The following is a 19,884-nucleotide window of genomic DNA, read 5'->3' as shown; positions in this document are numbered from 1 at the left end:
CCGGGTCAGGCGTCGGCGGGGCGCCGCAGGATGAACTCGCGGTCCCGCACGCGGCCGACGGGGAATTCGTACTCGCCGACGTGTTCGAACCCGTGGCGGGCGTACAGCCGCTGCGCGCCGAGGTTCTCCGACCACACGCCGATCCAGAGCGTGCGCGCACCGTCGGCCAGGAGCCAGTCGAGGGCCACGCGGCACAGGCGCGTGCCGCGGCCGCCGCCCTGGTGCGTGCGCAGCACGTACAGGCGCTTCAGTTCGCCGTCGCCGTGCGCGACGTCCGGATGCGGGAGCGTGCACGGGCCGGCGGCGGCATGGCCCACCGCCTCGCCATCGCGCTCGAGCAGCCAGGCGGCCTGCGCGGGGTCGGCCAGCAGCGTCGCCTGCCGGGACTCCGGATAGGCGAGCGCGAGGAACGCATCGAGGTCCTCGCGCGGATACAGGTGGCCGAAGGTCTCGGTGAAGGTCGCGGCCGCGAGCCGGGCGAGGACGCCGGCGTCGGCGGGCGTGGCCCGCCGGATCGCGTAGCCGTCCCCGGCGCCGGTCACGCCGGCCCGCCGGCCTTGGGGCGCACCTGCACGTGCACCTCGGCCAGCTGCGCGTCGTCGATCGGCGACGGCGCGCCGGTCATCGGGCACTGCGCGGTGGTGGTCTTCGGGAAGGCGATGACGTCGCGGATCGACTCGGTGCCGGCCATCAGCGCGGCGATGCGGTCGATGCCGAACGCGATGCCGCCGTGCGGCGGCGCGCCGTACTTCAGCGCGTCGAGCAGGAAGCCGAACTTGGCCCGCTGCTCGTCGGCGCCGATGCCGAGCAGTTCGAACACCGCCGCCTGCATCTCCGGCCGGTGGATGCGGATCGACCCGCCGCCGATCTCGTTGCCGTTGAGCACCAGGTCGTAGCCGCGGCTCACCGCGGTGCGGGCGTTGGCGCGCAGGTCGGCGATGTCGTCGACCGCCGGCGCGGTGAACGGATGGTGCAACGCCACGTACCGCTGCGCCTGGTCGTCCCACTCGAACATCGGGAAGTCGGTGACCCACAGCGGTTTCCAGCCGTCGCCGACCAGGCCCAGGTCCCTGCCGAGCTTCAGGCGCACGGCGCCCATGAAGTCGGAGGCGGTCGCGGCGGGACCGGCGCCGAACAGCAGCAGGTCGCCGGCCCGTGCGCCGGCCGCGGACACGATCGCGTCCACCGTCGCGTCGTCGAGGAACTTGGCGATCGGCGAGTTGACCCCGCCCGTGCCCTGCCCCGCGGCCTCGACCTTCATCCACGCCAGGCCCTTGGCACCGTACTTGGCGGCGTGCGCGCCCAGCTCGTCGATCTGCTTGCGCGACAGCGACGCGCCACCCGGCGCGCGCAGCGCGACGACGCGGCCGCCGGCGTCGTTCGCCCAGTCGGCGAACACCTTGAATTCGCAGCCCTTGACCACCCCGGCGATGTCGACCAGCTCCAGGTCGATGCGCAGGTCCGGCTTGTCCGATCCGTAGCGGCGCATGGCTTCGGCGTAGGTCATGCGCGGGAACGCGCCGAGGTCGACGTCGACGACCTCCTTGAACACGTCGCGAACCATGGCCTCGACCGTGTCCTGCACGTCGCGTTCGCCGACCCACGCGAACTCCATGTCCAGCTGGGTGAACTCGAGCTGGCGGTCGGCGCGCAGCGCCTCGTCGCGGAAGCAGCGCGCGATCTGGTAGTAGCGGTCGAAGCCCGCGACCATCAGGATCTGCTTGAACAGCTGCGGGCTCTGCGGCAGCGCGTAGAACTCGCCCGGGTGCATGCGCGCCGGCACCAGGAAGTCGCGCGCGCCCTCGGGCGTCGCCTTGGTGAGGATCGGGGTCTCGATGTCCTGGAAGCCCCGCGCGTCCAGCCAGCGGCGCAGTGCCTGCACGAGCCTGGTGCGCGTGCGCATCTTGCGCTGCATGTCCGGGGTGCGCAGGTCGAGGTAGCGGTACTGCAGGCGGATGTCCTCGCCCGGGTTCTCGTGGGCGTGGAACGGCAGCGGCGCGGCCTTGTTGAGTACCTCGATGCGGCGCGCGACGACCTCGACCTGGCCGGTGGGGATCTTCGGGTTCGGCGACTCGCGGGGGCGCACGACGCCGGTGATGCGAAGGCAGTCCTCGTAGCCGACGTCCGCCGCGGCGGCACGCGCCTCGGCGTTGCCCTCGACGCCCGCCTCGGGCTCGGCCACGACCTGGACGATGCCTTCGTGGTCGCGCAGGTCGATGAAGACCAGGTGGCCGAGGTCGCGGGCGACGTCGGCCCAGCCGCACAGGGTGACGGTCTGGCCGACCATGGCCTCGTCGATCCGGCCGCAGAAATGGGTACGCATGCAGGCTCCAGGGGTGCGCCCGGCGGCAACGCGCCGCGGGCCCGGCGGGACGCGCCGGAAAGCCGCCTAGTCTAGCGTGGCGCCGCGCGCGGACCGAGCGGCGGGGCCGTGGCCGCTCAGGCCGGCTTGGCGCCCGCGTCGGCCTTGGCGGGGGCGGCGGCCTTCGCGGCGGGAGCCGCCTCCTTCTTGCCGCCCGCGTCGGGCTTCGCGGCGGCGTCGCCCGTGGAACCGGCCGCCTTGGCCCCCTCCCCGCCCTCGCTGCCGGCGAGGTTGCGCTTGCGGTCGCCGTCCTTCTTGAAGTCGGTCTCGTACCAGCCGCTGCCGGCCAGGCGGAAGGCGGGCGCGGTCAGCTGCCGGCGCACCGCGGCCTGGCCGCAGGCGGGGCATTCGGCCGGGTCGGGGTCGGACAGCTTCTGGAGGCGGTCGAAGTCGTGCCCGCAGGCGGCGCAGGCGAAGGCGTAGATCGGCATGGTCGGTCGTTCTGTCGGCGGGGTCGACCCGCGCTCAGTCGCGCATGGTGGGGGCGCCGCCCGGGGCTTCAACCCCTTCGGGCGGCGCGGGCCTGGGCGCCTCGGCCGCGGCCGGCAGGGCGTCCTCGGGGTGCCGCAGGTCGCGGTCGTCCAGCGGGTCGATGTCGAACGGCGCCCGCAGCAGCAGCGAGGGCAGCATCGTGTTGATCACCGTGTAGAGGATCAGCGCGCCGATCAGCGCGTCGTCGACGGCGAAGCGCGTCTGCAGGATGTGCGCCAGCACCAGCGTGAACACCAGCGTCGGCGCCAGCGCCACGGCGACCCGCAGGTTGCTGCGGCCCCGCTTGCCGAACACCAGCCGGCGCTGGACCCAGACGATGCCGACCCGCAGCGGCACCACCACCGCGGTCAGCGCCACGCCCATGCCCAGCGCCTCCCACGACAGCGCCGCGCGCGACACCTCGGTGCCGGCATGGAAGAAGTAGAACGGAACGAAAAACGTCGCGAACAGCCGGAGCGCGTGCAGGTTGTCGTCGGAGGCCAGCTTCGGGATCCGCGTGTGCAGCAGCCGCGCGGCCAGGCCCGCCACGAACGCACCGGTCAGGTAGTACACGCCGAGCTTGTAGGTAACGTAGGCGGCCACGAGCCCGACCATGACCAGCAGCGAGAACTCCGAGCCCGGCGCATGCGGCATCACCCAGCGTCCGAGCGCGATGAACAGGAACGGCAGGCCCACGACCAGGCCGACCATCGCCGCGGACGAGATGCCGAGCTGCACCGGGTCGTCGGCCAGCAGCACGAAGAACAGCGCGCCCAGCGCCAGCAGTTCGCCGGCGATCGCCTTGCTGGTCACCCAGAAGCGCTCTTCCTTGTCCAGGCCCAGCCGCTCGAGCGTGTCGAGGATGAAGCCCGTCGAGGGCGTCAGCAGCGCCAGCGCCACCAGCGCGGCCGCCTGCCAGCCCAGCCCGAGGTACGCCCAGCCCAGCCACGCCACGCCGGCCAGCGTCGCCAGGCGGATGGCCAGGTGCATCAGCAGTGGTCCGATGCCCTGCCGCAGCTGCCGCGTGTCGACCTCCAGGCCCGCGAACAGGAACAGCGACGAGATGCCGAGCGTCGACAGCAGGACGACCACCGGGTCCTGCGTCTCCTCGCCGAAGGCCAGCATCGCGCCCACGCCCAGCAGCAGGGCCGTGATCGGCGCGGGGATCTTGAACCGCTGCAGGATGCGCGGGATGACCAGCAGGGCGAAGATCAGCAGCAGGTAGATCAGTTCGCGGCTCATCGGTCCCGGCATCCCCACGCGCGGCGCGGCGCGCGCCCGGCCCGGGCATGGTCGCGGCCACCGCGGGCGGTGGCAACCCGCGGCGCCACCCGGGTCACCAGCCCCATGGTGCCGCCGGCGGCGCGATCGGCGCCGACAGGTCGAACCCGACCTGGAACAGCCGGCCACCGGGTCGCGAGAGTTCGTAGACGAAGCGCTCGCCCGGTTCAATCTCCATTGCCCAGGTGTTCGTCACCGACGCCGACAGGCCTTCCCGCCGGAACATCGCGATGGACTCGGCATCGACCAGGAACGCCTGCCGCACTTCGGTCCCGGGTCCGGCCGTGTCGCCGCCGTACATCGTCACCGCATCGTCGGTGCCGTCGGCGTGGCGGTGGTCGTGCTTCAGCCGCAAGCCGTCGGCGGTGCGCGTGAGGATCCACGTCCGGGAGCGGTCGTCGCCGACGTGGAACGGGATCTCGATCCGCCGCGCCGGGTCGTCGCAGCCGCGCACGTGCATCACCAGCGGCTTGCCGGCGAACGGATCGTCGCCGGTCGGCGCGGGCCGGTCGGCGATGACACGGCCGGCGAACGCCTGGCCGCAGTGGCGGGCGATCCGAGCCAGGAACGCATCGGCCGGGTGGACCGCCGGACGCGTGGCGTCGACGCCACGCGGCGCATGCGCGCAGGCGGCGGCCGCGGTGGCCAGGGCGAGGACGCAGGCGCGCGCGACGGGTGCCATCACGCCGCCTCGTACAGCGACAGGAGTTCGGATTCCGCGGCGTCGAGTTCGCCGCGCAGCTTCGCCTGCTCGCGCGTCAGGTCCGCGGCACGCGTCCCTCCCCCGGCGTAGGCCCCTGGATCGGCGAGCGCCTGCTCGACGTCCGACAGCCGCGCCTCGAGGCCGGCGACCCGCGCCTCGGCCTCGCGCAGCTTCTGCGGATTAATCTTGACGGCCCTGCCCGCGGAAGCGGCGGGTGCGGCCGGCGCGGCCGGCGCGGGCGCCGGCGCGGATGGCGCGACCGGGCCGGTGCGCTCGGCATCGCCGGCCCCCGACCGCAGCCACGCCGTGTATTCGTCCAGGTCGCCGTCGAACGGCGCGACGTGGCCGCGCGCGACCCGCTCGTATCGGTCGCTGACCAGACCGATCAGGTGGCGGTCGTGCGAGACCAGCACGATCGCGCCCTCGAAGTCCGCCAGCGCCTCGGCCAGCGCCTCGCGCATGTCCAGGTCCAGGTGGTTGGTCGGCTCGTCGAGCAGCAGCAGGTTCGGCTGCCGCCAGGCGAGCAGCGCGAGCGCCAGCCGCGCGCGCTCGCCGCCGGAGAAGCCGTCGATCGACTCGAACGCGCGGTCGCCGGCGAAGTTCCACTTGCCGAGGAAGTCGCGGAAGGCCTGCGTCGCGGTGTCGGGCGACAGGTCGCGCAGGTGGTCGATCGGCGACTGCCCGGCGTGCAGCGACTCGACCGTGTGCTGGGCGAAGTAGCCGATCCGCAGTTCCGGGTGGGCCAGGCGCTCGCCCGACAGCAACGGCAATTCGCCCACGAGCGACTTCACCAGCGTCGACTTGCCCGCGCCGTTGGCGCCGAGCAGGCCGATGCGGTCGCCCGCCTCCAGGGTGAAGCCCACGTTGCGCAGGATGGTGGTTGCCGCGCCGGTCGCCGCGTCGCGGTAACCGCAGTCCGCCTCGCGCAGCTGAAGCAGGGTGTGCGGCACCTTCGCCGGCTCCGGGAACGTGATCCGCAGCGAGCGCTCCGCGCGGACCGCCTCGGTGCCGGCGAGCTTGGCCAGCCGCTTCATCCGCGACTGGGCCTGGCGCGCCTTGCTGGCCTTGGCCTTGAACCGGTCGATGAACTTCTGCAGGTGCGCGCGCTCGGCCTGCTCCTTCTCGAAGGCGATCTGCTGCTGGCGGAGCTGTTCGGCGCGCTGGCGCTCGAAGGCCGTGTAGTCGCCCACGTAGAGCTTCGCCCGGCCGTCGTGCAGGTGCAGGGTGTGGGTGGTGACGTTGTCGAGGAACTCGCGGTCGTGGCTGATGACCAGCAGCGTGCCGTCGTATCGGCGCAGCCAGTCCTCCAGCCAGACGACGGCGTCGAGGTCGAGGTGGTTGGTGGGCTCGTCGAGCAGCAGCAGGTCGCTGGGCGTCATCAGCGCGCGCGCGACGTTCAGGCGCACGCGCCAGCCGCCCGAGAAGTCGGAGACCGGGGTCTCGTGGGTGTCGGCGGGGAAGCCGAGACCGTGCAGCAGCTTGCCGGCGCGTGCCGTGGCGTCGTAGCCGCCGACCTCCTCGAGCCGGTGGTGCGCCTCGGCGACGGCCTCCCAATCCTCCGCCTCGACCGCCGCGGCCTCGGCGCGCACCGCGTCATGGACGACCCTGTCGCCGGACAGCACGAAATCGAGCGCCGAGTCGGGCAGCGACGGGGTCTCCTGCGCAACCCAGGCGATGCGGGCCTTGCCGGGCAGGTCGATGTCGCCGCGGTCGGGCTCCAGTTCGCCCATCAGGGCCGCGAACAGGCTCGACTTGCCGGTGCCGTTGCGGCCGACCACGCCCACCCGGTAGCCCGCGTGCATCGCGAGGTCGACGTCGGACAGCAGCAGGCGTTCACCCCGGCGCAGGGCGAAGTTGCGGAAAGCGATCATCGGCGCATTCTACCGGCCGGCGACCGGGGCGCCCGGCGGGCGGGAGGGCGCGCGGGCGGAGCGCCCCCTCCCCAGCCCTCCCCCGCAAGCGGGGGAGGGAGCCCGGGGTCCCTTCGGCCGCGAGCGGGGGAGAGAGCCCCGGGTCCCTTCGGCCGCGAGGGGGAAAGGAGCCCCCGAGTCCCTTCGGCTGCACGCGGGGAGGGCGCCCTGTCTTCCTCCCCCCGCTTGTGGGGAGGGGGAGGGCCGCGGTTCCTTTCCCCGCCTGCGGGGGACGTGCCCGGAGGGCGATGGGGGCAATTCGCCCGCGCCGGCTCAGGCCTTCGCGAACACCAGCTGGCCACCCTCCGCGGCGACCCGGATGGTGTCCCCGCTGCCGAACTCGCCGGCCAGGATCTTCTGCGCCAGCGGGTTCTCCAGTTGCTGCTGGATCGCCCGCTTGAGCGGCCGCGCGCCATAGACCGGGTCGAAGCCGACGTTGCCGAGCAGCTGCAGCGCCGAGTGCTCCAGCTCGATGCGGATGCCCCGCTCCGCCAGCCGCCGGCCGAGGTACTGGGTCTGGATCCGGGCGATCTCGCGGATCTGCGCCTTGTCGAGCGGGTGGAACACCACGATCTCGTCCAGCCGGTTGATGAACTCCGGCCGGAAGTGCGCCTGCACCGCCCCCATCACCGCCGCCTTCATCTGCGTGTACGACTCGGCCGAGTCGTCGCCGGAGAGTTCCTGGATCATCTGGCTGCCCAGGTTCGAGGTCATCACGATCACGGTGTTGCGGAAGTCCACCGTGCGCCCCTGCCCGTCGGTCAGCCGCCCGTCGTCGAGCACCTGCAGCAGCACGTTGAACACGTCCGCGTGCGCCTTCTCGACCTCGTCGAGCAGGATCACGCTGTACGGCCGGCGCCGCACCGCCTCGGTCAGGTAGCCGCCCTCCTCGTAGCCCACGTAGCCCGGGGGCGCGCCGATGAGTCGCGCGACCGAGTGCTTCTCCATGAACTCCGACATGTCGATGCGCACCATCGCGTCGGACGAATCGAACAGGAACTCCGCCAGCGCCTTGGTCAATTCGGTCTTGCCCACGCCTGTCGGACCGAGGAACAGGAACGAGCCGCTGGGCCGGTTCGGATCCGACAGGCCCGCGCGCGAGCGGCGCACCGCGTCGGACACGGCCTTGACCGCCTCGGCCTGGCCGACCACGCGCCGCTGCAGCTGTTCCTCCATCTTCAGCAGCTTCTCGCGTTCGCCCTCGAGCATCTTGGAGACGGGGATGCCGGTCCAGCGCGACACGACCTCGGCGATCTCCTCGGCGGTCACGCGGTCCTGCAGCAGCGTGAAGCCCTGCTGTTCGGCCTCCTGCGCGGACTTGAGCTCGGCCTCCAGCTGCGGCAGCTGGCCGTACTGGATCTCGCTCATGCGCGCGTAGTCCTGGCGGCGCTGCGCGGCCTCCAGTTCCAGGCGGGCCTGCTCGATCCGCTCCTTGATCTTCGTGGCGCCCTGCAGGGTCGCCTTCTCGGCCTTCCAGACCTCCTCGAGGTCGTTGTACTCGCGCTCGAGGGTGGCGATCTCCGCCTCCAGGTCCGCGAGCCGCTGCTTCGACTCGGCGTCCTTCTCCTTCTTCAGCGCCTCGCGCTGGATCTTGAGCTGGATCAGCCGGCGTTCCTTGCGGTCGAGCTCCTCTGGCTTGGAATCGATCTCCATGCGGATGCGGGAGGCCGCCTCGTCCATCAGGTCGATGGCCTTGTCCGGCAGCTGGCGGTCGGCGATGTAGCGGTGGGAGAGCGTGGCCGCGGCGACGATGGCCGGGTCGGTGATCTCCACGCCGTGGTGCACGGCGTACTTCTCCTTGAGCCCGCGCAGGATGGCGATCGTGTCCTCCACGCTCGGCTCGCCCACCAGCACCTTCTGGAAGCGGCGCTCGAGGGCCGCGTCCTTCTCCACGTACTTGCGGTACTCGTCGAGCGTGGTCGCGCCGATGCAGTGCAGCTCGCCGCGCGCGAGCGCCGGCTTGAGCATGTTGCCGGCGTCCATCGACCCTTCGGCCTTGCCCGCGCCGACCATCGTGTGCAGCTCGTCGATGAACAGGATGATCTGGCCCTCGTTCTTCGACAGGTCGTTGAGCACGCCCTTCAGCCGCTCCTCGAACTCGCCGCGGAACTTGGCGCCGGCGATCAGCGCGCCCATGTCCAGCGACAGCAGGCGCTTGCCGCGCAGGCCCTCGGGCACCTCGTTGTTGATGATGCGCTGGGCCAGGCCCTCGACGATCGCGGTCTTGCCGACGCCGGGCTCGCCGATCAGCACCGGGTTGTTCTTGGTGCGCCGCTGCAGCACCTGCACCGTGCGGCGGATCTCCTCGTCGCGGCCGATGACCGGGTCGAGCTTCCCGGATTCCGCGCGCGCGGTGAGGTCGATGGTGTACTTCTCCAGCGCCTGGCGCTGGTCCTCCGCGTTCTCGCTCTGCACCTTCTCGCCTCCGCGCATGGCGTCGATGGCCGCCTCGATCTTCTGCTTCGTCGCGCCCGCGGCCTTGAACGCGCGGCCGGCCTCCCCGCCATCGTCCAGCGCGGCCAGCAGGAACAGTTCGGACGCGATGAAGGCGTCGCCGCGCTGCTGCGCCAGCTTGTCGGTCACGTTCAACAGGCGGGCCAGGTCGTTGCCGAGGCTGACCTGCCCGGCCTGCCCGGACACGGCGGGCAGCTTCTCGAGGATCTCGCCCACGCGTTCGCGCAGCAGCGGCACGTTGACGCCGGCCTGCGACAGGAGCGGCCGGGTGCCGCCGCCGGACTGGTCCAGCAGTGCGGCCAGCAGGTGCGCGGGTTCGATCAGGTTGTGGTCGCGGCCGACGGCGAGCGACTGCGCGTCGGCGAGCGCGTGCTGGAAGCGCGACGTCAGCTTGTCCATGCGCATGGAGGGTCCTCGGATGGGGGCCGGCCCGGCCGGCGACAGCCTCAAGGTGCGGGCGTGAAGCGCGGATGCAAGTGACCGAACCGCGGCGCGGGCCGCGTTTTCGCCGCTGAGACCGGCCTGCGCCGGTGGGAAGCGGCGCATGCGACTGATCCGCGAACTGGCCCGCCGCAAGGTCCTGAAGGTGGGCGCGGTCTACCTGGGCATGGCGTGGGTCCTCCTGCAGCTGGCCGACATCCTGGCGCCGGCGCTCGCCCTGCCCGACTGGACGCTGCGGCTGGTCCTGTTGCTGCTGGCGCTCGGCCTGCCGCTGGCACTGCTGCTCGCGTGGCAGTTCAACCTCACGCCGGAGGGGCTTGCACCGGAAGGCCGCGCTTCCGATGCGCCCGCGGCACCCGCGACCGCGCGCAAGCGCGACTGGGCCCTGCTGGTGGCGATCGCCGTGCTGGGTCTGGGCGCGGGCATGGCGGCGCAGCGGCTCATGGTGCCCGGGACCGGTGCCACGGCAGGCGCGGCGGCCGACGCGGGGCCGGCGTCGCCCCAGCCGAGCATCGCCGTGCTCCCCTTCGTCAGCATGAGCGAGGTCCCGCAGGACGGCCATTTCGCCGACGGCCTGTCGGAGGAGATCCTCAACTCCCTTGCGAATGTGCCCGGCCTCAAGGTGGCCGGGCGCACGTCGTCGTTCTCCTACCGGGGCGAGGAGCGCGACCTGCGCCAGATCGCGCGTGAACTCGGGGTGGCCCACGTCATCGAGGGAAGCGTCCGTCGCCAGGGGGACACGCTGCGCGTCACCGCGCAGCTGATCGAGGCCGAGGGCGGCTTCCACCTGTGGTCGCAGACGTTCGACCGCACGCTGGACGACGCGCTGGCGATCCAGAGCGAGATCGCGACCACGGTGGCGCAGAAGCTGCGGCTCAGCATCCTGCCCGCGCCCGCCGCGGCGGCGACGCTCGGCGCGGCGTCGCAGCACGCGTACCTCGAGGCGCTCGGACTCATCGGTGAAGGCGGTGACGACTCGATGCAGCGTGCGGTCGCGCTCCTGCGGCCCGTCGTCGAACGCCACCCGGAGTTCATCCCCGCCTACCTGCCGCTCGCCGACACCGTGCAGCGGCTGGGCTGGTACGGGCGGATCCGCTGGCAGGACGCCGTGGAGGAGATGGCGGCGCTTTCCCGAGAGGCCAGCAGCCGCGCACCCGACCACATCGATGCCCGCGTGCTCGCGGCGCTCGTGCCGTTCGCGCGCAACGACCTGCGGCCGACGCATGCAGGCTACGAGGCCGTGCTGGCGGCCCACCAGGCCCTGGCCGAGGAGGCGCCGAACCACGCGCTGCTGCAGCTCAACACGGCGGACGCCGCCCGCATCCTCGACCGCGGCGAGTTGGCCCTGCGGTTCGCCGAACGCTACATCGCCCTGGAGCCGCTCGACCCGAAGGGGTACGCCACGCTCGCCGACATCCACCACGACTTGGGCGATGAGCCGGCGACGATCCGCGTGCTCGAGCGCGCCATCGACATCGCGCCGCGCCACTACCCGCCGTACTTCGACCTCGCGCGCCTGCACGTGCGCGCCGGCCGCTACCCGCAGGCGCTGGACGTGGTCGAGCGGTGCCTGCGCGCCGGGGCATACGGCTGCACCGGCCCGCTGTACGACATGTACAACCTGCTGCGGCAGGACGCGCTCATGGAAGCGGTCGCGCGCGGTTCCGACCACCCGCTGATGCGCGACTACCTCACCATGCTGGAAGCGCGACGCCGCGAGGGCTACGTCGGCGCGGCACGGTTCCTCGCCACGCGGCCGGGCCTGGAACAGCAGTTCGCCGACGACTTGGCGTCCGCCGCGCTGGAATCGGGCGAGCACCAGGCCCTGCTCGACCTGCGCGCACGGCTCACGCCGGACCTCGTCGACCCGGAGGCCCGCCTCCTCGCCTGGCAGGCCGATGGCGCGAACGAGGTCTGCATCGCGCTCCACCGGCTGGAGCGGGCGGACGAGGCACGCCGCTGCTTCGTCCGGGTCGAGGAGGCCGCCCGGCAGGGTGCACGCGCTCTGGGCCGGCCCGCCCAGTTGCCCCGCGTGGCCGCGCTCGCATGGCTCGGGCAGGGCGATGCAGCGGTGGCACTGCTCCGCGAGGAAATCGCCCGGGGCTGGCGCAGCGAGCGCTACCTGCAGGAAACGTTCGCCGGCCAACCCGATCCGCTCGTCGAGCCGCTGCGCGGCCGTGCGGACTTCGCCGCCCTGATGGCGGAGGTGCGCGCGGGCAACGCGCGGGACTTCGCCGCCCTGCGCGACAGCGGGCGCACGCTGGTGCCCCCGGTGCCGACGCGCCAGGCCGGCGGACCGTAGGCCGCGCCGTGTCCTTCATCGCCGAACTGCGCCAGCGCAAGGTCGCCCGCGTGGCGACGGCCTACCTCGTGGTCGCCTGGGTCGCGATCGAGGCGGCCTCCATCGCGCTGCCCGCGTTCGAGGCCCCGCCGTGGGCGCTGCGCGTGCTGATCCTGCTGTTCGCGCTGGGCTTCCCGCTGGTGCTGGCGCTCACCTGGGCGCTCGAACTCACGCCCGATGGCGTGCGGGTCACCCGCGGGCGGGTGGGCAACAAGCGGATGGCGTCGGCGGTCGCGGCGCTCGTCGCGCTGGCGATCGGCTGGTACCTGTTCGGCCAGCCCGCCTACCGCGGGGGCGCCTCCGCGCCGGATCGATCGATCGCGGTGCTTCCGTTCGTGAACATGAGCGGCGACCCGGCGAACGAGTACTTCTCCGACGGCCTGGCCGAGACCACGCTGGACATGCTCGCCCAGGTGCAGGACCTGAAGGTGGTCGCGCGCACGTCCTCGTTCGCGTTCAAGGGCACGAACACCGACGTGCGCGAGATCGGGCGCCGCCTCGATGTCGCGCACCTGCTCGAGGGCAGCGTGCAGCAGGCCGGCGACACGGTGCGGATCACCGCGCAGCTGGTGCGCACCAGCGATGGCAGCCACGTCTGGTCGCGCCGCTTCGACCGCCGGCTGGCGGACGTGTTCGCGATCCAGGACGAGATCGCGACCGAGGTGGTGGCCGCCCTGCGCCTGGCCCTGCCCGAGGAGGAACAGGCCCACCTGCTGCGCCGTCCAACCACGGACGTGGCCGCCTACCAGGCCTACATGCAGGGCCTGGCCCTGCTGCAGGGGCGCCGCGTCGCGGACATGCGCACGGCGGTCACCCATTTCGAGAAGGCGCTCGGCATCGATCCCGGATTCGCCCGCGCGCACGCGGCCGCCGCGACCGCGCTCAGCCTCATCGACACCTACGCGACGCTTGACGAGGCGGGCCGCCAGCGCCGGTCCTTCCACGTGGAGCGGGCCCTCGAGCTGGCGCCCGACCTCGGGGAGGCGCATGTCGTGCGCGCCGCGGAATTCGAGCGCCGGCGCGAACTCGACGCGGCCGAGCAGGCGTTCCGCAGGGGCATCGCCCTCGCGCCGGGGTACGCCACGGGACAGCAGTGGTTCGCCGAGTTCCTGCTCTACGAGCGCGGCGACGTGCAGGGCGCGCTCGATGCCTTCTCGCGTGCCCGCGCACTCGATCCCCTGTCGCCGGTGATCCGCAACGAGCACGCATACGCGATCGCCGTCTCGGGGCGGTTCGACCAGGCGCTGCGCGAGAATGCGGCGCTGATCGCGGATCGCCCCGATTTCGCCGCGGCCCACGGCGTGCGCGCGGAACTGCTCGAAGTGCAGGGCGATCTCGTTGGCGCGTTGCGCGCCATGCAGGCACAGGAAGCACTCGACCCAGACGCGTTCGCGAAGCGCCTGCAACGCTGCCGCACCCTGCAACGGTTCGGTGCGCTCGAGGAATCCCGGGCCTGCGCCGAGCGCGTCCTTGCGCTCGCGCCCGGGCACCGGTTCGCAGCCGACGCCCGGTCCGACATCCTGGTGCTGTCGGGCGACTTCGCGGGCGCGCTCGCGATCGTCGAGCAGGGCGACCCGGCCGACGAATGGGCGCGCGCCGAGCTCCTGCTCGCCAACGACCGGGGCGACGAGGCGCGCGCGATCCTCGAGGGCCTCGTGCCCGAGCTGTTCCGGACGCCGTTGCCCGACCTCGCCGGACGGCCGGCGGTCGACAGCCTGCTGGTCGCCGGCGCACTGCTCCAGGGCGACGACGAGCGCGACCACACGCATGCGCGCCGCCTGCTCGCACGGCAGCTCGAGGCCAACGTGGGCCGGCCCCATGCGCAACTGACCTTCCACGGCCGGGGATGGAGCGACGCGCTCGCCCACGCGCTGTTCGGGGATGTCGGGGCGAGCTGCGACGCGCTGCGGGAGGCGGTGGCCGCCGGCTGGATCCTGGACATCCCGTGGCTCGACGTCGCGCCGCCGATGGCGCTCGTGCGCGCCGATTCCTGCTACGCCGCGGCCCTCGCGCCCGGCCGGGCGCGGACCCGGGCGCAGGTCGAGGCGGCGCGCAACGCGGGCCTGCTCTGACGGGACGCCGCGCCGGGTGACGGCGGCATGGACCCGCTGCTAACACGCGACTTCCCACAATGCGCGGCATGCCGGGTTCCTCCCCTGCCATCCGGCCGCGCCCGCCGGCGCCGGCCGACGACTGGGCGCTGTTCCTCGACGTGGATGGCTGCCTGCTGGACTTCGCGGCGACGCCGGAGGGCGTCGTCGTCCCGCCTGCGCTGCTCGAAGCACTCGACCGGTTGCGCGCGCGCCTGGACGGGGCGCTGGCGCTGGTGAGCGGACGTGGCCTGGACACGGTGGACGCGCTGTTCGCGCCGCTCCGTCTGCCCACCGCCGGCCTGCACGGACTGGAGCGCCGCGACGCCGCCGGCCACGTGAGACGGTCCGACGCACCGCCTTTGCGCGACGACGTCGCGCGCGCGCTTGGCGCCGCCGTGTCGCAGCATCCCGGCGCGTCGATCGAGCGCAAGGGCGCGGCGATCGCGCTGCATTGGCGCGGAGCTCCCGCCGCCGCCGATGCGTTGTCGGCGGCCGCACGCATGGCCCTCGACGCGTTGCCCGGCTACCGGCTGCAACCCGGCGACCACGTCGTCGAACTCCGTCCCGCGGGTGCGGACAAGGGCGACGCGATCGCCGCGTTCCTCGAGACATCCCCGTTCCGAGGCCGCCATCCCGTGTTCGCAGGCGACGACCTGACCGACGAGCATGGCTTCGACGTCGTCAACGCGCGCGGCGGCACCAGCGTGCTCGTCGGCCGCCGCGTGCGTAGCGCGGCGCGCCATCACCTCGAAGGCCCCGGCGCCGTGCGCGCCTGGCTCGCTGCAGGGAGCGCCCCATGATCCCCGACACCCGGTCGAACCTCGACCTCGGCCTGGTCGGCAATGGCAGCTTCGGCGCCCTGGTCGACGCGCGGGCGCGCATCGTCTGGAGCTGCCTGCCGGCCTTCGACGGCGACCCCGCCTTCTGCGCCCTGCTTGAACCGGCTCGCGGGGGCGGCGACTGGGCCATCGAGCTGGAGGACTTCGCCGGCAGCGAACAGCGCTACCTGCACAACACGGCGGTGTTGCGGACGGTGCTGCGCGACCGCCATGGCGGCGCGGTGGAAATCACCGACCTGGCCCCGCGCTGGCGGCAGTACGGCCGCTACTACCGGCCGGTGATGCTCTCGCGCAGGATCCGGCCGCTGGCGGGCAGCCCCCGTATCCGCGTCCTGCTGCGGCCACTGGCCGAGTGGGGCGCGCGCGAACCCGACAGGACCTGGGGCAGCAACCACATCCGTTACCTCTTGCCCGGGGTCACCATGCGGCTCACCACGGACGCGCCGCTGCGCCTGCTTCGCGACGGGCTGCCGTTCGTGCTCGACCGCGAAGTGCACTGCGTTCTGGGTCCGGACGAGACGCTGCTCTCGCCCATCGACCAGTTCGTGCGCGATGCCGAGCGCCAGACGATCGGCTACTGGCGTGACTGGGTGCGCTACCTCTCGATCCCGCTGGAGTGGCAGGACGCCGTGATCCGCAGCGCGATCACCCTCAAGCTCTGCCAGTACGAAGACACGGGCGCGATCATCGCCGCGCTCACGACCTCGATCCCGGAGGCACCGCACACGCCGCGCAACTGGGACTACCGCTACTGCTGGCTGCGCGACGCCGCGTTCGTCGTGCGTGCGCTCAACCGCCTGGGCGCCACGCGCACGATGGAGGAGTACATCCGCTACATCCTCAACCTCGCCACCGGCGAGGACGGCGCGCTGCAGCCCGTATACGGCATCGGCTTCGAACATGCGCTGGAGGAGTTCGAGGTCGAGGGCCTCGCCGGCTACCGCGGCATGGGCCCGGTGCGGCGCGGCAACCTCGCGTGGGTGCAGAAGCAGCACGACGTATACGGTTCGGTGATGCTCGCCGCCGCGCAGCTGTTCCACGACCGCAGGCTGGACCGGCCCGGCGACCGTGCGCTGTTCGAGCGCCTCGAACCGCTGGGCGAGCGCGCGTTCGCCCTGCACGATCGGCCCGACGCGGGCCTGTGGGAGTTCCGCGGGCGCGAGGAGGTGCACACCTATTCGTCGGTGATGTGCTGGGCCGCCTGCGACAGGCTGTCCAGGATCGGCCGCACGCTGGGGCTGGATGCGCGCGCCGTGCTGTGGCGCGGGCGCGCGGACGCGATCCGCGCGCGGATCCTCGATGCCGCATGGGACGCCGGGCGCGGCCATTTCGTCGATGCATTCGGCGGCCATCGGCTCGACGCGTCGCTGTTGCTGCTGGCCGATGTGGGGTTCGTCGCGCCGGACGACCCGAGGTTCGTGGCGACGGTCGAGGCGATCGGGCGCGCACTGCGCCACGGCGACGGCCTGTACCGCTACGTGGCACCGGACGACTTCGGCACGCCAGAGACCAGCTTCACGATCTGCACCTTCTGGTACGTGGACGCGCTGGCGGCCATCGGGCGCGTGGAGGAGGCGCGCGCGCTGTTCGAACGCGTGCTCGCGCGGCGCAACCCGCTGGGCCTGCTCTCGGAGGACCTGGCGTTCGAGGACGGTGAGGCCTGGGGCAACTTCCCGCAGACGTACTCGCACGTGGGGCTGATCATCGCCGCCATGCGCCTGTCGAGGCCATGGACGGACGCGACATGAGCCGCCTGGTGGTCGTGTCCAATCGCGTGGCGCTGCCCGGCAAGGCCAGCGCGGGCGGCCTGGCCGTGGCCCTGCGCGCCGCGCTGCAGGAGGAAGGCGGCCTGTGGTTCGGCTGGAGCGGCCGCAAGCGCCGACATGCGGACGGCAGGGTGCACACGGTGCGCGAGGGCGCGATCGAATACGCCACGCTCGACCTCACCCCGGCGGACCACGCCGCCTACTACAACGGCTTCGCCAACCGCACGTTGTGGCCGCTGCTGCATTTCCGGATGGACCTGGTCGACTTCGACCGGGACACCTGGGCGGGCTACCGGCGGGTCAACGCGATGTTCGCCGACGCCCTCGCGCCGCTGCTGCGCGCGGACGACGTGGTGTGGGTACACGACTACCACCTGATCCCGCTGGCGCAGCGCCTGCGCGAGCGCGGCATCGGCAACCGGATCGGGTTCTTCCTGCACGTCCCGATGCCTTCGTCGGACCTGCTGGCCGCGCTCCCCGACCATGCGCGCCTGCTCGACGCGCTGTCGGCCTACGACCTCGTCGGCTTCCAGACCGAGCGCGACCTGGCGCGATTCCAGGACTACGTGCGGCTGTTCGGGCATGGCCGGGTCGTGAGCGACGGCGACCTGCGGTCGCCGGAGGGACGGGCCTTCCGCGGGGCGGCCTTCCCGATCAGCATCGACACCGATTCGATTGCGCGACAGGCGGCCGAGGCCGCGCAGCGCGGCCCCGTGAAGTCGCTGCGCACGAGTCTGGAGGGCCGCGCGCTGGCGATCGGCGTGGACCGGCTGGACTACTCCAAGGGATTGCCCGAACGGTTCCGCGCGTTCGAGCGCCACCTGGAGCGCCATCCGGACCAGCGTGGCGCGCTCACCTACCTGCAGATCGCCCCGCCCTCGCGCAGCGACGTGCCCGAGTACCGCGCGCTGCGCCGCGAGCTCGAGGGCCTGGCCGGCCACATCAATGGAGCGCACGCGGACCCGGAATGGACGCCGATCCGCTACGTCAACCGGAACTACGACCACGCCGTGCTCTCGGGCTTCTACCGACTCGCGCGCGTTGGCCTGGTCACGCCGCTGCGCGACGGGATGAACCTGGTGGCCAAGGAATTCGTGGCTGCGCAGGATCCGGAGGATCCGGGGATGCTGGTCCTGTCGCGCTTCGCCGGCGCGTCGTTCGAGCTGCCCGAGGCGCTGCTGGTCAATCCCTACGACCTGGACGGCGTGGCCGACGCCATCGCCCGCGCGTGCACGATGCCACGCGGCGAGCGCATCGAACGCTGGCGCGCGATGATGGACACGCTGTCCACGCACGACATCACCGCATGGCGCCGCGGCTACCTCGCGGCGCTCGCGGACTGCTGACGCAAGGGGCCGCGCGGCGTCGCGCGCGTCACGTGCGCCAGGCGAGCGTCGCCATCCGCCCGGTGCGCGCGTCCCTGCGGTGCGAGAAGAAGCGCGCGGGGTCGGAGATCGTGCACCACGCGCCGCCGTGCGCGGCGTCCACGCCGGCGGCCGCGAGGCGCCGCCTGGCGAGCGCATGCAGGTCCACGTGCCAGTGCCCGGGCCGCGTGGGCGCGAATGCGGTGCGCGCCCCCGGATCGCGGTCGACGAAGGCGTCGTACACCTCCCGCCCCACCTCGTAGGCGGACGGACCCGCCGCCGGTCCGAGCCAGGCGACGATGTCGCCGGCCGGCGCCTGCATTGCCGAGAGCGTGGCCTCGAGGACCCCCGCCGCCAGGCCACGCCAGCCGGCGTGGGCGGCGGCGACTTCGCCCCCGTCACGCGAAGCCAGCACCACGGGCAGGCAGTCGGCGGTGAGGATCGCGAGCACGACGCCCGCCGACGACGTCACGGCGGCATCGGCCTCGGGATCCTCCGCGTCGCCGGGGGGTCCATCGAACCTGGCGACCCGCGTGCCATGCACCTGCCGGAGCCAGCGCGGTGCGGAAGGCAGCCCCGCAAGGTCGTGCAGCACGGCGCGATTGCGCGCCACCACGCCCGGGTCGTCGCCGCTGCGCAGCCCCAGGTTGAACGCATCGAACGGCGGTTCGGACATCCCCGCGCCATGGCGGAGCGTGGTGAAGGCGACCACGCCGGGGGGCGCCGGCCAGTCGGCCTGCAGCAGCGCGGGCCCGCCGCGGGTCACCGGCCTGCCGCCACCGCCGCGCGCTGGTCCGCCTCGAGCAGGCGCAGCAGTTCGCGCATGTCCTCCGGCAGCGGCGCCTCGCTACGGACCGGCATGCCCTCGACCGGATGCGCGAACTCCAGGACCTCCGCGTGCAGGGCCTGCCGGCGGAATCCACGCAGGGCGTCGACAAGTTCAGGCGTCGCGCCTTTCGGCAGCTTCAGCGGACCGCCGTAGAGCGGATCCCCCACGATCGGATGCTTGAGGTGCGCCATGTGGACGCGGATCTGGTGGGTGCGCCCGGTTTCCAGCCGGCATTCGAGCGCGGTGTGCGCGCGGAAGCGGCGGCGCAGGCGGAAATGGGTCACCGCTTCACGCCCGTCGTCGCGCACCGCCATGCGGATCCGGTCGCGCGGGTGGCGGTCGATCGGCGCGTCCGCGGTGCCACCCGACACCAGCGCACCGACGACCACCGCCAGGTACTGGCGGTGGACCTCGCGCGCGGAGAGCTGCGCGACCAGCGCCGTGTGCGCCTGCAACGTGCGGGCCACGACCATCGCGCCCGAGGTGTCCTTGTCCAGCCGGTGCACGATGCCGGCGCGCGGCAGTTTCGCGAGTGCGGGGTCGTGGTGCAGCAGGGCGTTGACCAGCGTCCCGGCCGGGTTGCCGGCGCCGGGATGCACCACCAGGCCCGCGGGCTTGTCGATGACCAGGACCGCCTCGTCCTCGTACAGGATCCGCAGCGCGATCGGTTCAGGCGCCGCGTGGGTGGCGGTTTCCTCGACGATCCGCAGGGTGACCGACTCGCCACCGCGCACCGCGTCGCGCGGGCGGGCTTCCGCCCCATCCACGCGGACGTCGCCGGACTTGATCCAGGCCGAGAGCCGCGAACGCGAGAATTCGGGGAACAGTTCCGCGAGCACGGCGTCCAGGCGCCGGCCGGCGGCGCCATGCGGGATCGTGGCTTCGCGCAGGGCGGCGTCGGCGTGGGCGTCGCGTCCGGGGGGGACTGGGGGGGTCTCGGGCATGGCGGGCATCGCATGGTCCGGCCGGGCAGCGCGGGAGGCGGCACGGGCCGGGCGGACGGGTCGGGGCGGACTGCTATTATCGGCGC

The 19,884-nt window shown here is 72.8% G+C and carries 14 protein-coding genes; 5 read left to right on the top strand and 9 right to left on the bottom strand.

Annotated features, from left to right (window positions below):
- Positions 1-5: 5 nt before the first annotated feature.
- The 7 genes from ACYU7H_RS05330 to clpB all read right to left on the bottom strand — a co-directional run bounded on the left by ACYU7H_RS05330 (position 6) and on the right by clpB (position 9,586).
- Positions 6-542 (bottom strand): GNAT family N-acetyltransferase, encoded by a 537-nt coding sequence (locus ACYU7H_RS05330; RefSeq protein ID WP_460813131.1) that lies wholly within the window; start codon positions 540-542, stop codon positions 6-8.
- Positions 539-2,323, bottom strand: a complete 1,785-nt coding sequence (gene aspS / locus ACYU7H_RS05325) for an aspartate--tRNA ligase (protein ID WP_460813130.1) — start codon at positions 2,321-2,323, stop codon at positions 539-541. Before aspS ends, ACYU7H_RS05330 begins: the two co-directional genes overlap by 4 nt.
- A gap of 116 nt (positions 2,324-2,439) precedes the next feature.
- Positions 2,440-2,793 (bottom strand): FmdB family zinc ribbon protein, encoded by a 354-nt coding sequence (locus tag ACYU7H_RS05320; RefSeq protein ID WP_460813129.1) that lies wholly within the window; start codon positions 2,791-2,793, stop codon positions 2,440-2,442.
- A gap of 34 nt (positions 2,794-2,827) precedes the next feature.
- Positions 2,828-4,075 carry a cation:proton antiporter gene (locus ACYU7H_RS05315; protein WP_460813128.1) on the bottom strand — a complete coding sequence of 416 codons (1,248 nt, stop codon included), beginning with the start codon at positions 4,073-4,075 and terminating at the stop codon, positions 2,828-2,830.
- Between the two features lie 94 nt (positions 4,076-4,169).
- On the bottom strand, positions 4,170-4,796 hold the full coding sequence (locus tag ACYU7H_RS05310) for a hypothetical protein (protein WP_460813127.1): 627 nt from the start codon (positions 4,794-4,796) through the stop codon (positions 4,170-4,172).
- Positions 4,796-6,688, bottom strand: a complete 1,893-nt coding sequence (locus ACYU7H_RS05305) for an ABC-F family ATP-binding cassette domain-containing protein (protein WP_460813126.1) — start codon at positions 6,686-6,688, stop codon at positions 4,796-4,798. The genes ACYU7H_RS05310 and ACYU7H_RS05305 overlap by 1 nt, the downstream gene beginning before the upstream one ends.
- Positions 6,689-7,000: 312 nt before the next feature.
- Positions 7,001-9,586 (bottom strand): ATP-dependent chaperone ClpB, encoded by a 2,586-nt coding sequence (gene clpB, locus ACYU7H_RS05300; protein ID WP_460813125.1) that lies wholly within the window; start codon positions 9,584-9,586, stop codon positions 7,001-7,003.
- Between the two features lie 139 nt (positions 9,587-9,725).
- On the opposite strand from clpB, the gene ACYU7H_RS05295 reads away from it, so the two are divergent.
- From ACYU7H_RS05295 to otsA, 5 genes are all read left to right on the top strand, one after another.
- Entirely contained in the window at positions 9,726-11,924 is a 2,199-nt protein-coding gene (locus ACYU7H_RS05295) for a hypothetical protein (protein ID WP_460813124.1), read from the top strand.
- A gap of 8 nt (positions 11,925-11,932) precedes the next feature.
- Entirely contained in the window at positions 11,933-14,035 is a 2,103-nt protein-coding gene (locus ACYU7H_RS05290) for a tetratricopeptide repeat protein (protein WP_460813123.1), read from the top strand.
- 68 nt (positions 14,036-14,103) lie between these two features.
- A complete protein-coding gene (otsB, locus tag ACYU7H_RS05285; RefSeq protein WP_460813122.1) occupies positions 14,104-14,856 on the top strand; it encodes a trehalose-phosphatase in 753 nt (250 codons plus the stop codon).
- Positions 14,853-16,643, top strand: a complete 1,791-nt coding sequence (locus tag ACYU7H_RS05280; protein WP_460813121.1) for a glycoside hydrolase family 15 protein — start codon at positions 14,853-14,855, stop codon at positions 16,641-16,643. Before otsB ends, ACYU7H_RS05280 begins: the two co-directional genes overlap by 4 nt.
- Positions 16,640-18,007 carry an alpha,alpha-trehalose-phosphate synthase (UDP-forming) gene (gene otsA, locus ACYU7H_RS05275; RefSeq protein ID WP_460813120.1) on the top strand — a complete coding sequence of 456 codons (1,368 nt, stop codon included), beginning with the start codon at positions 16,640-16,642 and terminating at the stop codon, positions 18,005-18,007. Before ACYU7H_RS05280 ends, otsA begins: the two co-directional genes overlap by 4 nt.
- A 28-nt stretch (positions 18,008-18,035) precedes the next feature.
- Here the strand turns inward: otsA and pgeF are convergent, their stop codons facing one another.
- Positions 18,036-18,791, bottom strand: coding sequence for a peptidoglycan editing factor PgeF (gene pgeF / locus ACYU7H_RS05270; protein ID WP_460813119.1), 756 nt, complete (start codon positions 18,789-18,791; stop codon positions 18,036-18,038).
- Positions 18,788-19,798: a 23S rRNA pseudouridine(1911/1915/1917) synthase RluD gene (rluD, locus tag ACYU7H_RS05265; RefSeq protein WP_460813118.1), complete on the bottom strand. Its 1,011-nt coding sequence runs from the start codon at positions 19,796-19,798 to the stop codon at positions 18,788-18,790. The genes pgeF and rluD overlap by 4 nt, the downstream gene beginning before the upstream one ends.
- Between the last annotated feature and the right edge of the window lie 86 nt (positions 19,799-19,884).

It is taken from the genome of Luteimonas pelagia (assembly GCF_054776035.1).
Note: the sequence above shows the minus strand (reverse complement) of the source record. Positions and strands in the feature narration are given on the sequence as shown.

Bases quoted from the DNA above. Each gene is read 5' to 3' on its own strand.
- clpB (WP_460813125.1), bottom strand. From the start codon at position 9,586: ATGCGCATGGACAAGCTGACGTCGCGCTTCCAGCACGCGCTCGCCGAC.
- ACYU7H_RS05280 (WP_460813121.1), top strand. From the start codon at position 14,853: ATGATCCCCGACACCCGGTCGAACCTCGACCTCGGCCTGGTCGGCAAT.
- ACYU7H_RS05320 (WP_460813129.1), bottom strand. From the start codon at position 2,793: ATGCCGATCTACGCCTTCGCCTGCGCCGCCTGCGGGCACGACTTCGAC.
- otsB (WP_460813122.1), top strand. From the start codon at position 14,104: ATGCCGGGTTCCTCCCCTGCCATCCGGCCGCGCCCGCCGGCGCCGGCC.
- ACYU7H_RS05310 (WP_460813127.1), bottom strand. From the start codon at position 4,796: ATGGCACCCGTCGCGCGCGCCTGCGTCCTCGCCCTGGCCACCGCGGCC.
- ACYU7H_RS05295 (WP_460813124.1), top strand. From the start codon at position 9,726: ATGCGACTGATCCGCGAACTGGCCCGCCGCAAGGTCCTGAAGGTGGGC.
- aspS (WP_460813130.1), bottom strand. From the start codon at position 2,323: ATGCGTACCCATTTCTGCGGCCGGATCGACGAGGCCATGGTCGGCCAG.
- ACYU7H_RS05315 (WP_460813128.1), bottom strand. From the start codon at position 4,075: ATGAGCCGCGAACTGATCTACCTGCTGCTGATCTTCGCCCTGCTGGTC.
- otsA (WP_460813120.1), top strand. From the start codon at position 16,640: ATGAGCCGCCTGGTGGTCGTGTCCAATCGCGTGGCGCTGCCCGGCAAG.
- rluD (WP_460813118.1), bottom strand. From the start codon at position 19,798: ATGCCCGAGACCCCCCCAGTCCCCCCCGGACGCGACGCCCACGCCGAC.
- ACYU7H_RS05305 (WP_460813126.1), bottom strand. From the start codon at position 6,688: ATGATCGCTTTCCGCAACTTCGCCCTGCGCCGGGGTGAACGCCTGCTG.